Genomic DNA, 13,447 nt, shown 5'->3' with positions numbered 1-13,447 from the left:
ACATTAATCAACCTGACGAGCGTTCCATTCGTCGCGCGTGATTTCCCAGAGTTCGGAATCCAGCAGGCCGCTGACATACTCTTTCTTTTCAGTCCTGATAAGCCGCATGCCGCTACTGTCTGAAATACGTCTGGAACGGCTATTGAGAGCCGCTTTCGGCGCACGCAATACTGCCTTATTTAACGTATTAAACCAGTAATCCGTCGCGACATTACTGGCCTCACGCATAAAACCCTGCCCCTGATATTCCGGTGCTAACCAAAATCCACGGTTATTATCCTCAACGTCATAAAGGCAGATTAAACCCATGAGTTTGTCAGGGGTCTGACGGTGTCTGATAGTCCAGAACCAGGCAATCCCTTTTTCCATATCAGGCAGGGCAACGTTATTGACGTAATTTTCAGCCCCGTTATCCGGATAGGGCCATGGTACTGAGGAGACCATATAGCGAACGATCTCCCAACGTGGATAAAGCACCTGAATCTGTGAGGCATCTTCGGCGGCTAATGGCTTTAACAGCAAGCGTTCTGTATAGAGTTCTGGTATTTGCATATGCACTTTTCCTTTCCGACGAAATATCTATTTCGGTTTTGCCTGAGAACGTTACCCTACCAGCCCGCTAACAAAATCCAGTAACGCCCTAGTTTTCGCTGGCACATGATGCCGGGATGGATAGTACGCATAGAGCGGGAAACGGTGATCTGACCATTCGGGAAACAGCGGCACCAGCCGCCCGGAAGCAACATATTCCTCGCTGCCCAGTTCAAAGATCTGAGCTACGCCAAGGCCCGCAAGACAGGTACTGAACGCCGTTTCCGCATCGTTGACCGTCAACATTCCCCTGGGCTGGATCATCACCTTTTTTTTCCCCTGGTGAAACTCCCAGGCAAACGGTTTTCCCGTCAGCGGCTCCCGGAACAATATGCAGCGGTGTGGCGGCTGCTCCAGCTCCTGGGGCGTTTGAGGATAACCAAAGCGGCGTAAATACTCGGGAGAGGCCATATCAAAAACGCGGGTGTCGAACAGCTTTCTGGCTATCATCGACGAGGACTGAGGGTGGCCAAAACGCAGCGCCAGGTCGAAGCCGTCAGAAATAAGATCGCCCAGTTCATCCCGGCTGCGTAGCTCGATCTCAAGCTCCGGGTGTTTGTCCATAAACGTGCCGAGGCGTGGCCCTAAAACCTGGCTGGCAAACAGCGGGTCAACGTTCACCCGCAGCTTGCCCCGCAGGGTTTGGCCGTCCCCTGCCGCACCGCCGGTGACTTCGGCCAGGGCGCCAATCAGGGGCATAACCTGCTCGTAGAACTCCCGCCCCTCATCGGTCAGCCGTACTGAACGCGTGGTTCGGTCAAAAACACGGATGCCAAGCCGCTTTTCCAGGCGTGCAATCGCCCGGCTGACGCCCGACTGCGACATATCGAGCATTTCGGCAGCTGCGCCAAAGCTCAGGGTGTCCACCACCGCCGCCATCACGTCCACGCCTTCGAGCAACTGCGAACTTAAGGCTCTCATTGTTGATTCTCAGTCATAAGTGATATGCCTTTCATGCTATCGCATTCTGCCCTGCGCAGCGCCACAATTTGCTCGTCATCTCGACCTGTTCACATTTTCAGGATGGTTTTATGCATTCAAGCAGTACAAATATCGCTGCGCCGCAGGGCGCACATGTGTCCCGGGCCCGCAGCATTGCGGCGGTGCTGGCGCTAAGCCTGGGCTGTTTCACTTTTGTCAGTACCGAACTGATGCCGGTAGGTGTGCTTCCGGGCATGGCCGCCGGGCTAAACGTTTCTCTGGGCGTGGCAGGATATCTGGTTACAATATTTGCTTTTATGGTGGCGCTCACCGCTGCTCCGCTGACCGGACTGCTGGGGCACATCAACCGCAAAGCGTTAATGTCTGGCCTGCTGGCAGCCTGTTTTGCGGGCAACCTGATTACCTGGCTGGCGTCGGATTATTTTGTTGTCTTTGTGGGCCGTATTCTGGTGGCCGCCGCTATCGGGGTGTTCTGGTCTACCGCCGTGGTGACCGCCGTGCATCTGGTGGCTTCCCGTAACGCAGTGCGGGCAACGTCCGTCGTGTTTGGCGGCGTTTCTCTGGCAACGGTTCTCGGCGTGCCTGCCGGCACTATGCTGGGCGATTTTTACGGCTGGCGGGCGGTGTTTGCCGCGCTTTGCCTTCTTTGTCTGGCCGTATTCACGCTTATTGTCTGGTCCGTTCCGGCGGTGAGGATCGCCCGGTCCGCTAAGCGCGGGGCGATTTCCGCCGTGTTTAAAAACGGCGCATTGCTGGCTATTTTTGGCATCACCGCGCTGGTCGTTTCCGGTAACTTCCTGGCTTACACCTATATCACGCCGTTCCTCGAGCAAGTCGCAGGTCAAAGCAGTGGGCAAATCAGTATGTTGCTGCTGGTTTATGGTGCGGCGGGCGTCGTGACCAATTTTGCCGTGGGGCCTTTTGCCGCCCGTGCACCGCGCACAAGTCTGGGGATCGTCGCCGCGTTGTTTACCGCCAGCCTTGCCTGCCTGAATGTGGCTGCTGTAAGCCATACATCGATCTTCATCGCTATTGCGCTGTGGGGCGCGGCTTACGGTGCGCTGCCGGTGCTGCTGCAAACGCTGGTGTTCAAAGAAGCCTCTCGCCTCGAAGGCGGTGCGGATGCTGCTACCTCGGTGAACGTGTCGGTATTTAATGCGGCGATTGGTTTAGGCTCTTTGATCGGCGGGGTGTTGATAAACCTGACCGGCCCACGCCCTATTCCTTACGTAGCCGCTGCTTTTGCGCTGGCCGGGCTTTTGGCGGTGATTGTTACTCGTGAAAGCAAAGCCCGTGGTGGCTGATGGCTTTTACAACACCTGGCCAAGCATGATTTTATGGCCTTCTGGCGTAGCGACGAGAAATTCGCGCATCCCGTGTGGACGGCTGGCGGGGGGGTGTAAAATGATGGCACCGCGCTGCACAAACTCGGCGTAGAGCGCATCCACGTCATCAACATGCAGATAGCCGAAATAACTGTGATCCCCAAGGGAAGCTGGGGCCAGCGCCTGCGGGCAATGGCCCAGCATCACCTTCACTGTTCCTCGTACCGCTAATTGCCAGCCGTTCGTGCCAGGCCATTCAAGGGTAAAGCCTAACGTATCGCGGAAATAACCCGCAGTGTCATCAAGGTTGTTTACCGCCAGCACGAAGGCAAAAGGCGTAATATTATTAGGCATTTACAATCTCTTTCAGGCTGAAAAAAATCAGTGTAGAGCCCTTCATCATGAACCGCAAGAATGCCCCGTTTGTCATTTTTTTGTCATTTCCACGTCAGCACTTTGTTGGCGCCCGAGAGATAAATTGGCCCTGACCCCTTTGTTGAACCTTGAGGATAGATCATGAAATTACGCCATCTCTCTGCGCTTGCCACCCTTATGCTGGCCGCTTTTGGTACCACGGCTGCCCGTGCCGACACCACGCCTGCTCCGCAGGAAGTGAAAAACATCGTGCTGGTGCACGGCCTGTTTGCCGATGGCTCAAGCTGGGGCAAAGTTATTCCCCTGCTACAGGCCAAAGGGCTGCACGTCACGGCGGTCCAGAACCCGACAACGTCATTAGATAACGATGTTGCCGCGGTAAAACGCGCGCTGGCGCAGCAAAACGGCCCGGTGATTCTGGTGGCGCACTCCTACGGCGGGATGGTAATTAGCCAGGCGGGCGATGAGCCAGAAGTCAAAGGCCTGGTGTATATCGCCGCTCGTGCCCCGGAAGCCGGTGAAGACTACCCGGCACTAACCAAAAAATACCCTGCGGCACCGGCTTCCGCGGGCCTGAAATGGAATGACGATGGCTACGGCGCGCTGAGCGAGTCGGCATTTATCCACGATTTCGCCGGCGACCTGCCAGAAAGCGAAGCTAAAGCCTATTACGCCGTGCAGCAGCCGATCGGCAAAGCCATTACTATGGCGAAAACCACTGTTGCCGCCTGGCATGACAAACCAACCTGGTACGCGGTATCTACCGAAGACCGCACGATCAACCCGGATCTGGAACGGTTTATGGCGAAGCGCATGCACGCACAAACCATCGAGCTTAAATCCAGCCACGTTTCACTGATTTCACAGCCTGAAGCGGTGGCCAACCTGATCATGAAAGCTGCGCACGTGCCTGGCTACTGAGGTTCACGCATCTTATAATGACGAGACTGGGGCGGTCTCCACGCCCTTTTCTCTCCTTTTGACAGGATCCGTCGCTTGAAAATCCTCATTATCGAAGACGAAGCGAAAACCGCCGCCTACCTGGTGAGCGGGCTGAACGAAGCGGGTTATACCGCAGACTGGGCGGCCAACGGCATTGACGGCCTGCATCTGGCGCGGGAAGAGAGCTATGACCTGATCCTGCTGGACGTAATGCTGCCGGAAATGAACGGCTGGACGGTAATGGAACGTTTACGCGCCCACAGCCAGACGCCGGTGCTGTTTCTTAGCGCGCGAGGCACGCTGGAAGACCGCTTACGCGGGCTTGGGTTGGGTGCCGACGAATACCTCGTCAAGCCTTTCTCCTTTGCCGAACTGCTGGCAAGGATCCGCATTATTTTACGCCGCGGCCAGCCGCAGGCCGAAGCCGAAGAAGTGCTAACACTGGCGGATCTGGTGGTGGACGTCGCCAAGTTTCGCTGCGAGCGCGAAGGCAAACGCATCACGCTGACCAACAAAGAGTTCAAGCTGCTGGTGTGCTTTCTCCAGCATCCGGGGCAAGTCCTGTCGCGGACGTTTCTGGCTTCCCGCGTGTGGGATATGAATTTCGACAGCGACACTAATGTGGTGGATGTCGCAGTACGCAGGCTGCGGCAAAAAGTGGACGATCCTTTCCCTGTCCGACTCATTCATACCGTGCATGGCGTGGGCTACCGCTGCGAGCCTGAGTTATGAAGCGGACTTCGCTAACCTTCCGCCTTGCCGTGTTGCTGGCCGCCTTCTCCTTTGTGGCGTTTACCGTCATGGGCAGCGCGCTCTATTACGCCCTGCGCCAGCAGCTTTCTATACGCGATGATGCCGCACTGGTTTCTCGCGTGGACCAGATCAGTACGCTGCTGCGGGATCTGGATGCAAGGCAACTGATCCGCGACAAACCCCATTTGTTTGCCAATATGCTGGGCAATACGGAATCCCTGCTTGTCATTCGCTATGTCGGCGGCGCTACCTTGCTGGAAGTTAACCCTATGCAGCGCGCTATTCCCGCCGTGACGCCGGTTGCCGCCAACCAGCGGCTAACGCTTGAGGCCGTGCATCACGCTAACAATGCGGACGGCACGCCAATGGTTTACATGGCCGCCATTAGTCCTTCAGCCAATAATTTACCGCCGCTGGAGATTGTGTCGGCGCGGGTGCTGAGCGACAGAACCCATATTCTCGAAGAGTACCGTAACAAAATTATTCTCTTTGCCTCGATGATGGCGGCCATCTCGGTTGTGCTGGCGGTGATCTTTGCCCGCCGCGGAATTTCGCCTTTACGTCGTCTGGCCGATCGCACGGCCACGATTGGCACCAAAACGCTGTCATCAAGGCTGGATAAGCTGGATGTGCCGACTGAGCTTGATGCGCTGATTGATCAAATCAACGCGATGCTTGAACGCCTGGAGCGCGGATTCCAGCAGTTAAAACAGGTCAGCGCCGATATGGCCCACGATCTGCGCACGCCCATCACCACCCTGCTTGGCCAGACGGAAGTTGGTCTCGGCGCGACGCGGGACAACGCCTATTACCAGCGCCTGCTTGGCTCGAACTTTGAAGAGCTGCAGCGTATGTCGCGAATGATAGACAACATGCTGTTTCTGGCCCAGGCGGAACAGCCGGATCAGGAGATCCAGCGGCGCGATATTGACGTTGCCGAAGAGATTAATCGCCTCGGTGAGTATTTCGAGGATCTTGCGGCCGACCGTGAGGTCACGATTCAGACTCGCGCCAGCGGCACGGTCAGTGCGGATGCCCTGCTGCTGCGCCGTGCACTGGCTAACCTGCTGTCTAACGCGGTGCGCTATGCCGAACCTGGCAGTGAGATTGACATTGAGGCCAGCGCCGAAGCAGAAGGTATGTCCATCGTCGTGATAAACCGTGGAGAGTCGATTTCCCCGGCGCACCAGGAAAGGATTTTCGACCGGTTTTACCGGGCAGATCCCTCTCGCAACGACTCGGCGCACTCCAGCGGGCTTGGTTTATCCATTGTGAACTCCATCATGCTGCTGCATCAGGGGCGCTGCTGGGTGGAAAGTCAGGGCGGCGTCACCCGCTTTGGTTTGTGGTTTCCTGACCGGCGCTAGACAAAAACTTCAGGCTTTTTTTTCTGCCGCCAGCAGGCCGAACAGCGCTGAGTCAGAAATCACGCCGTTGATTTCCCAGCGCTGCCGCAACAGCCCTTCCTGAGCAAAGCCCAGTTTTTGCAGGGCGGCGGCAGAAGCCCGGTTGTCAGGATCAATTTCAGCTTCGATACGGCGCAGATTAAGCACTTTAAAAGCATAGGCGATCAGTGCATCGGCGGCTTCGTTAACCAGTCCCTTCCCCCAATGCTCGCGCCCCAGACAAAACCCGATCTCGGCGCGGCGGGAATGAACGTCAAAGTTGAAAAGCATACATTTTCCCGCCAGTTGGCCCGACTGTTTATCCCGAATGCACAGCGTCAGTGCCGAACGCTCCTGCATATCTGCCGTTCTACGGTCGATAAAACGCAGAGCATCGTCAAGTGAGCGCCAGGGGGCGGTGTTCCAGTATTTCATCACCTGTGGTTCGGAAAAAATGCTGAGCAGTGCCGGAGCATCGTCCCGAGAAGGTGGAGACAGTATCAGCCGTGGGGTATCAATCACCACATTGAACGGCGAAACCTGACCTTCTTCATCAGCGTGTAGCGTTCCATTCGGGTAGCAAAAAGTTTGCATGACGTTATTTCCCTGTAGCGATAATGGCAGGTTTTTCCGTTATGAATGCCGACGTAATATTTTTGCCGGAAGGTAGCGCTGCATCGGCGTGGGCGACTGCCCGTCAATCAGTTTGCTGATCAGCTCATAGCAATGAAAAGCCAGCTGGCGGTTATCCTGCTGAATGGTGTCGATGCGCACCGACAGCGAGTCGTAGAGATAGTGATCGTCAAAACTGGCCAGGTGAATGTCGCTCTCCAGCAGGTTGTGCTGGCTCATGTAGCGCAGCACGCCTTCAAGCAGGCCGCAGGCGGCGGTGAACAGCGCTTTGGGCGGGCGGCCAAGCTGCGCGCAAAGCGCGGCAAAGGATTCATAGCCCGAGCTGGGGTGATAGTTACCGTGAATGATCCACTCCGGGCGCAGCGTGACGCCCGCCTGAGCCAGCCCCTGGGTAAAACCTTCCAGCCGATCCCGAGTGGGAGAAAGCCTCGGCTGGCCGCCTAAGAAGTAGAATTCATCCGCATGTTGGCGGGCAATCGGGGGCGATCAGCTCGGCGGTAGGCTGCACAGAGTCGGTGGCAACCAGCGGCAGCTCAGTGTCGTTCATGTGCCGGTCGAACAGCACCACCGGCAGTTGCTCACTCAGCTTGTGGTAATCCCCGGCGGTTAACATGCTGGAGGCCACAATCAGGCCGTCGACCTGGCGCGCAATCATGTTGCTGACCACCATGTTTTCCTGACCTGGATTTTCGTCGGTGCAGGAGATAAGCAGCTGAACGCCCGCTTCGCGGCAGAGCATTTCCAGTTCATGGGAGAAGACGGCGAACCCGTAGTTGGTGATCTCCGGGACCACAAGCCCAATGGTATGGCTGCGGTCATCCCGCAGCGAGCGAGCGTGAATGCTCGGCTGATAGTGCTGCTGTTGCGCAATGGTCATGATGCGTTCGCGAGTGGCCTGGGCCACCCTCAGCTCTTTACCCCGGCCATTGAGGACCAGGCTGGCGGTCGCCTTTGAGACGCCCGCCAGTTCAGCAATATCTTTAATCGTGACGCGTTTGGTTTTTTTCACAGCGCAACCGTGGCAATGAGTCGAAAACCTTCATTCTATCATGCAGGAACGCAGCGACCAGTAGCGCAACGTGACCTCCGACTCACCGTTGAAAGAGAGCCGCTCCGAAGGATGTGGAAAATAGCGGCTGCTCATCACGCCTTCCCCCTGATTGATGAAAATCTCGACGCTTGAGCTGTCGCAAAGGATCTGCAGGGAAGAAACCTTGCCGTGCCAGTAACGCAAATGCGGTTCGCCGGACGCAAGGCCTGGACGCTGAAGCGTAATGCCCCGCCCGGTAACGTCCAGCGTCAGGCCGCCGCCAAAGCGGAGACTGAAGTTACCCGTGGCCTCTATCTGGAGTTCCAGCCGTTTTGCATCCAGCGCCGGAGCCTGGCTGGCCTGTCCTTGCCAGCGCTGTTCTTCTTCACGCAGTGAAGCCAGTTCCGCTATCGGATTCTGATAAAGCTTGCCGTTGTTAAGCGTAAGCTCCCGCAGGCAGGTCATCTGGTGGATCCAGCCCTGCTCGCGGGTTGGCTGCAGCATCTCCTCGCCATCCGGCACGCCCATCCAGCCGACGAGCAAACGCCGCCCGTCCGGCGCCAGCGCTGTTTGCGGCGCATAGAATTCAAAGCCGGCATCCAGCTCGTTCAAGTCGCCGTGGCTAAATGTCGCTGTTGCGTAATTAAAATCGCCGATCAGATACGCTGCAGGGTAAACATTCAGAAAGCGTTCATTTTGACGGACCAGCCCCTGCGGGCAACAGAGCAGCACGTGTTTACCGTCCAGAGGGAAGAGATCGGGACATTCCCACATATAGCCTGCGTCAGTCAGCCCATGGACGCCGTTCCCGGCGATTTCGCCCCTGTTTTCCCAGTCACGCATATTCGGCGAAGAAAACAGTAGCACCTTGCCCTGCTTGCGAAGATCCTGCGCGCCCAGCACCATGTACCAGACACCTTCGTGTTGCCAGACCTTCGGGTCACGCACATGCCCGGTGTAGCCCGCAGGCAGTGGTAAAACCGGCCCTGTTTTGTCAAAACCACCTGAGCTGTTTTCCACCGCCAGGCATTGCCAGGCCGTGCGGCTACCATCGTCGAACTTAACGTTGCCGGTGTAACACAGCGTCAGCCTACCTTCGAGGTCAACGGCGCTGCCGGAGTAGCAGCCGCTGCGGTCGTATTCTTCATCCGGCATCAGCGCCAGCGGTTCGTGCCGCCACTGCATTAAATCAGCCGAACTCCAGTGGCCCCAGCACTTGTATTTATGGTCCGCCGCCAGCGGGTTCCACTGATAAAACAGGTGCCAGCGCCCGGCAAACCAGGTAAACCCGTTCGGATCGTTCATCAACCCGGTCACCGGGGCGTGATGCCACTGCGGATAGTGCTTATCCCGCAGGGCGTTGGGCTGGCCTGTCATCACGGCCTGCAAAATGGCCGGTAAACGGGAAGCAAGCGTCATGCTTCAGACTCCGCTTTGTATTTCAGCAACAGAGAGAGGATGAACGCCACGCCAAAGGCGATAACCATCCCGATGATGTAGTTCACCAGCGAACTGGCCTGCACAATCGCCATGCCCGGCAGCGCGGTTAAGCCTACCGCCGTCATGTACACATGCACGGAAACCACCCATGCGCCGCCGGCCGCGCCGCCAATCAACGCTGCGATAAAGGGTTTAACAAACCTGAGGTTGATCCCGAAAATCGCCGCTTCGGTAATGCCCAGCATGGCTGAAAACGCCGAAGGCAGCGTGATCGCCTTGATTTTTGCATCCCGTGTTTTAAACCAGACAGCCAGACAAGCGCCGCCCTGCGCGACGTTTGCCATGGCCCAGATCGGCAGCAGGAAATTGACGCCGATGGCAGGATTGCCGAGCAGCCCGGCCTCAATAGCGTGGAAGCTGTGGTGAATACCAGTGATTACAATAACGGAATACAGCCCGCCAAAAAGCAGACCGGCGAGCCAGCCCGCGTGTGCGATAAGCGTGCTGAGCACTAACGAGATACCGTCCCCCAGCGCGCGCCCTGCCGGGCCGATGATCAACAGCGCGATAAAGCCGGAAATGATGACCGTCAGGAATGGCGTCAGGATGAGATCCAGCGCATCCGGGATAACCTTGCGCAGCTGTTTCTCCACCAGACTCATAAACCACACCGCCAGCAGCACCGGGAAAACCGTGCCCTGGTAGCCAATCATCGCCACTTCCAGCCCAAAGAAATTCATGGTGTGGAACCCGGCCGCCACGCCCCAGGCATTGGTTAACGCCGGATGGGTTAAAATTCCGCCCAGCGTTGCGCCCAGGTAAGGGTTACCGCCGAACTCGCGGGCGGCGGTGAAACCAATCAGAATGGGCAGGATAATAAACGCCGCGGAGCTGCACATATCGAGCATGATATAGAGCGCGTTATCCGGGCTTACCCATCCGTAGGTTTTCACCATCCCGAGCAGCCCCATCAGCAAACCTGAGGCCACAATGGCAGGAATGATTGGCACAAAGATGTTCGACAGCAGACGGGCAATGCGCTGGAAAGGGTTCAGCTTTTTCGCTGCAAGATCGGCCGCTTCGGACTTGCTAGACTCTGCAATGCCTGCGGCCTGAATAAAGGCGGCATACACCTTATTCACTACGCCGGTGCCAAAGATTATTTGCATCTGCCCTGCGTTGCGAAAACACCCTTTCACGCCGTCTACTTTGCCAATCGCCTGTTGGTCTGCCAGCGCATCATCCACCAGAACCAGACGTAGCCTCGTTGCGCAGTGGGCCGCGCTGGCGATATTTTCTTTGCCACCCAGCAGAGGAATCAGCTCGTGGGCAATGTGATTGAAATCCATAGTCACCTCTAAACGCTTTCTTGTTATGTTATGGCACTCCCGCCGTAGCGGGAGGCAAATTCGTTAAAACCAGGTTTCCATCTGCACGCCAAAGTTCCATTCCCCACCGGCGTTAAAGCCGCTGCTGCCGAAGGCGTCATTGCTGGCGTATTTGTCCAGCTTGCTGCTCCAGTCCATCCAGGTGGCAAACAGGCGCAGTTCCGGGCGGCTGAAGAAGTCGCCGATGCTGCCGGCCTTCAACGTCGGGGCAAAGGTCAGTTTGTAGAAGCTGCCGTTGACCGCATTACGGTCTTTATAGCCTTCTGGTCGCAGATCCATGTACTGATAGCTGCCCTCAAACGCCAGAGCAAAGTTCTGGGTGACTTCTTTGATAAGCCGCGCGTTGACCGTGGCCCATTCATAGCTGTCTCCCTTCACATAGCGATCTTTGCTGCTTTGCGCCAATACCGCCGGAGCAATATGCCAGCCGCCACCAATCGGCGTCACGCCAAAGCTGGCGAAGCGCCAGGTATTCGCCTCCGACAGCAATGCACCATCGGATCCGATCCCTTTCACTTCGGCTCCAAGACCCTGGCCGTAGAGCAGCGCAGTTTTGGCGCTCCCTTCGCGCAGGCCGTAGAAGCTGTCATTATGCAGCCCCACCAAAGTATGCACGCCGGTATTGGCGGCCTCTTTTTGAATCAGATCGCCATTCGTATCTTTGCGGTCGTCGTTATCCTTCGCGCGCAGCCCGGTAACCATGAGCTGGAACGGCCCGGCAAAGTGATTCATGGTCAGCATGTAGTTTTGGACGGTGTTACCGGTGTCTTCGAGATTGCCAAAATTGCGGCCATAGACCGCAAAGTTGCTGCGCAGCTCGTCATTCCATTTGACGTCATACACGCCGCCGCCGGTGCCAGCGAGAAACACCACGTCGGAGTCCAGCCAGTGAATGTCGAAATTGTCGCGATCAAAGCGCTTGCCTGCCCACCAGGTACTGCCTTTGAGCGGGCCATCAAAGCCGGGGAGATTGCCCAGTTCAGCGAAAGCCTGGCGAATATTCAGATCGCTGGTGTCCGCCGACCAGTCGTTGTAGGTCTTTTGCCCGTCCGCGAGCATGGCTTTGAAGCGAGTCGTGGTGCCGTTATCCAGCGTCTGGCGGTGTTCCAGATTCAGCTCAACGTAGGTGTCTGCTTCGTTACCCAGTCGGCCTACTGCGCCCCCTGTTTCCCCGGCAGGCGTTAAATAAGGGCCGCTTTTACTGCTGGAGGCGGAATCATTCATTAACAGGCCGGATCGCGCGTAGCCGTGGAACTCAAAGCCAGTTTGCTTATCTGCTTTTGATTCCAGTCGGGTAGTCCGGTCTGCAACCGCCTGCGCAGTTGCCTGAGTTTGCTGTTGTTGAGTGGCGAGCAATTGCGCTTTGCTTTCGGCGGCGCTGGCGCGTTGTTCTGCGGCCTTCGCTCTGCTTTCTGCATCCTGCAAGCGCAGCTCCATCGCGGCAAGGCGTGATTCTATGCTGCTCAAATCCGTAGCGGCGTGCGCGGACGCCGAGCCGATCAGCAAGGCTATCATCACCGCCAGTTTGTTTTTCTTATACATGTTCGTCGTGTCCCTGAGAGGCTAATGTCATTTGTTTAGCTAAACCGGTTTAGTTGAAAAAGGGTAACCAGGGTGAAATGCCCATGGCAACGAATTTGGCTAAACCGATTTAGTAAATGTGACAGGCACGACAATCAGAATATATTTTTACCGTTCTACAGCGATTGCTCGACCTCTTCCCGGTGAGGTAGCGCGGTCATCGCGCCTTTAGCCGTCGTGGCCAGTGCCCCGCAAAGCTGTGCCTGCGCAACAATCCCGGCCAGTTCTTCTTCGCTGTCGGGTAAACCCTGGGTAGCAAGGCCACTGAGCAGTCCGGCAACAAAAGCATCGCCTGCCCCGGTGGTATCCACGCAGACCACCGGCCTGGCATCAAAGTGGTAGATCTGGCCGTGGTAATACACCAGTACCCCTTCCTTGCCCTGAGTGACCAGCAAAAGTCGCATATCAAAGCGGCTGACCAGCTTTTTAATGCCCTCGTGGAGATGGGTTTTTCCGCTGATAAAAATCAGCTCTTCGACGGAAAGTTTGACGACATCAGCCAGCAGAAGCGCCCTCGTCAGGCAAGCCTGCAGCTCTGCGACGTCATGCCAAAGGTCGTGGCGGATATTAGGGTCAAAGCTGACCTGGCCGCCGGCTTTTTTTATCTGCTCCATGGCGGAAAACGTGGTGCTCCGGCTGGGCTCCGCGCTTAAGGCTATCGAGCAGACATGCAGCCACTGATTGTGGTTGAAGGAGGGAATATCATCGTATTGCAGAAATAAATCTGCACTGGGGCGAACCATAAAGGTGAATGTGCGTTCGCCGTGTTCGTCCAGGTCTACCACCACTGTCGAAGTTCTCTGGTCGGCATCCAGACGCATAAAATCAATGTTCACCTTTTCTTGATGCAGCGTTTGTCGCATAAAGCGCCCAAACGGGTCGTCCCCCACGCGGCCAATGAATCCGCTGCTGCCGCCAAGACGGGCAATCCCGACGGCAACATTGGCCGGTGCCCCGCCAGGGCATTGCAGTAACCGACCATTGCCGTCCGGAAGCAGATCGACGACGGCATCGCCCAGGACCCAAACTTGTACGTTCATGGTGTCTCCATTCTTAAGCTAA

General features: G+C 56.6%; 12 protein-coding genes and 1 pseudogene. 4 read left to right on the top strand and 9 right to left on the bottom strand.

Translation table 11 applies throughout. The features are described 5' to 3' along the window. Window positions 1-3: 3 nt before the first annotated feature. Both LH86_RS15870 and LH86_RS15865 read right to left on the bottom strand, forming a co-directional pair. Entirely contained in the window at window positions 4-552 is a 549-nt protein-coding gene (locus LH86_RS15870) for a GNAT family N-acetyltransferase (RefSeq protein ID WP_039303241.1), read from the bottom strand. Between the two features lie 51 nt (window positions 553-603). Continuing rightward, window positions 604-1,512: a LysR family transcriptional regulator gene (locus tag LH86_RS15865; protein WP_039303239.1), complete on the bottom strand. Its 909-nt coding sequence runs from the start codon at window positions 1,510-1,512 to the stop codon at window positions 604-606. A gap of 110 nt (window positions 1,513-1,622) precedes the next feature. Between LH86_RS15865 and LH86_RS15860 the strand changes: the two genes are divergently transcribed. After that, window positions 1,623-2,837: an MFS transporter gene (locus LH86_RS15860; RefSeq protein WP_039303237.1), complete on the top strand. Its 1,215-nt coding sequence runs from the start codon at window positions 1,623-1,625 to the stop codon at window positions 2,835-2,837. A 6-nt stretch (window positions 2,838-2,843) separates the two neighbouring features. Here LH86_RS15860 and LH86_RS15855 read toward each other — a convergent pair whose 3' ends face one another. Beyond that, window positions 2,844-3,212 carry a VOC family protein gene (locus tag LH86_RS15855; RefSeq protein WP_039303233.1) on the bottom strand — a complete coding sequence of 123 codons (369 nt, stop codon included), beginning with the start codon at window positions 3,210-3,212 and terminating at the stop codon, window positions 2,844-2,846. A gap of 162 nt (window positions 3,213-3,374) precedes the next feature. Between LH86_RS15855 and LH86_RS15850 the strand changes: the two genes are divergently transcribed. From LH86_RS15850 to LH86_RS15840, 3 genes are all read left to right on the top strand, one after another. After that, window positions 3,375-4,154 (top strand): alpha/beta fold hydrolase, encoded by a 780-nt coding sequence (locus tag LH86_RS15850; protein WP_039303230.1) that lies wholly within the window; start codon window positions 3,375-3,377, stop codon window positions 4,152-4,154. A gap of 75 nt (window positions 4,155-4,229) precedes the next feature. Next, entirely contained in the window at window positions 4,230-4,907 is a 678-nt protein-coding gene (locus tag LH86_RS15845) for a heavy metal response regulator transcription factor (RefSeq protein ID WP_039303227.1), read from the top strand. Continuing rightward, window positions 4,904-6,295 carry a heavy metal sensor histidine kinase gene (locus tag LH86_RS15840; protein WP_039303224.1) on the top strand — a complete coding sequence of 464 codons (1,392 nt, stop codon included), beginning with the start codon at window positions 4,904-4,906 and terminating at the stop codon, window positions 6,293-6,295. Before LH86_RS15845 ends, LH86_RS15840 begins: the two co-directional genes overlap by 4 nt. A 9-nt stretch (window positions 6,296-6,304) precedes the next feature. Here the strand turns inward: LH86_RS15840 and LH86_RS15835 are convergent, their stop codons facing one another. The 6 genes and pseudogenes from LH86_RS15835 to LH86_RS15810 all read right to left on the bottom strand — a co-directional run bounded on the left by LH86_RS15835 (window position 6,305) and on the right by LH86_RS15810 (window position 13,425). Beyond that, window positions 6,305-6,907 carry a GNAT family N-acetyltransferase gene (locus tag LH86_RS15835; RefSeq protein ID WP_081943019.1) on the bottom strand — a complete coding sequence of 201 codons (603 nt, stop codon included), beginning with the start codon at window positions 6,905-6,907 and terminating at the stop codon, window positions 6,305-6,307. A 39-nt stretch (window positions 6,908-6,946) separates the two neighbouring features. Continuing rightward, window positions 6,947-7,955, bottom strand: a pseudogene (locus LH86_RS15830) (LacI family DNA-binding transcriptional regulator). A gap of 30 nt (window positions 7,956-7,985) precedes the next feature. Further along, a complete protein-coding gene (locus LH86_RS15825; protein WP_039303221.1) occupies window positions 7,986-9,395 on the bottom strand; it encodes a sucrose-6-phosphate hydrolase in 1,410 nt (469 codons plus the stop codon). Then, window positions 9,392-10,765 carry a sucrose-specific PTS transporter subunit IIBC gene (locus LH86_RS15820; RefSeq protein ID WP_039303218.1) on the bottom strand — a complete coding sequence of 458 codons (1,374 nt, stop codon included), beginning with the start codon at window positions 10,763-10,765 and terminating at the stop codon, window positions 9,392-9,394. Before LH86_RS15820 ends, LH86_RS15825 begins: the two co-directional genes overlap by 4 nt. Window positions 10,766-10,828: 63 nt before the next feature. After that, on the bottom strand, window positions 10,829-12,346 hold the full coding sequence (locus LH86_RS15815; protein ID WP_039303215.1) for a carbohydrate porin: 1,518 nt from the start codon (window positions 12,344-12,346) through the stop codon (window positions 10,829-10,831). A gap of 155 nt (window positions 12,347-12,501) precedes the next feature. Continuing rightward, window positions 12,502-13,425 carry an aminoimidazole riboside kinase gene (locus tag LH86_RS15810; protein ID WP_039303212.1) on the bottom strand — a complete coding sequence of 308 codons (924 nt, stop codon included), beginning with the start codon at window positions 13,423-13,425 and terminating at the stop codon, window positions 12,502-12,504. Window positions 13,426-13,447 lie beyond the last annotated feature (22 nt).

The sequence above is a fragment of the Cedecea neteri genome, from assembly GCF_000758325.1.
Lineage (GTDB): Bacteria > Pseudomonadota > Gammaproteobacteria > Enterobacterales > Enterobacteriaceae > Cedecea > Cedecea neteri_B.
Note: the sequence above shows the minus strand (reverse complement) of the source record. Positions and strands in the feature narration are given on the sequence as shown.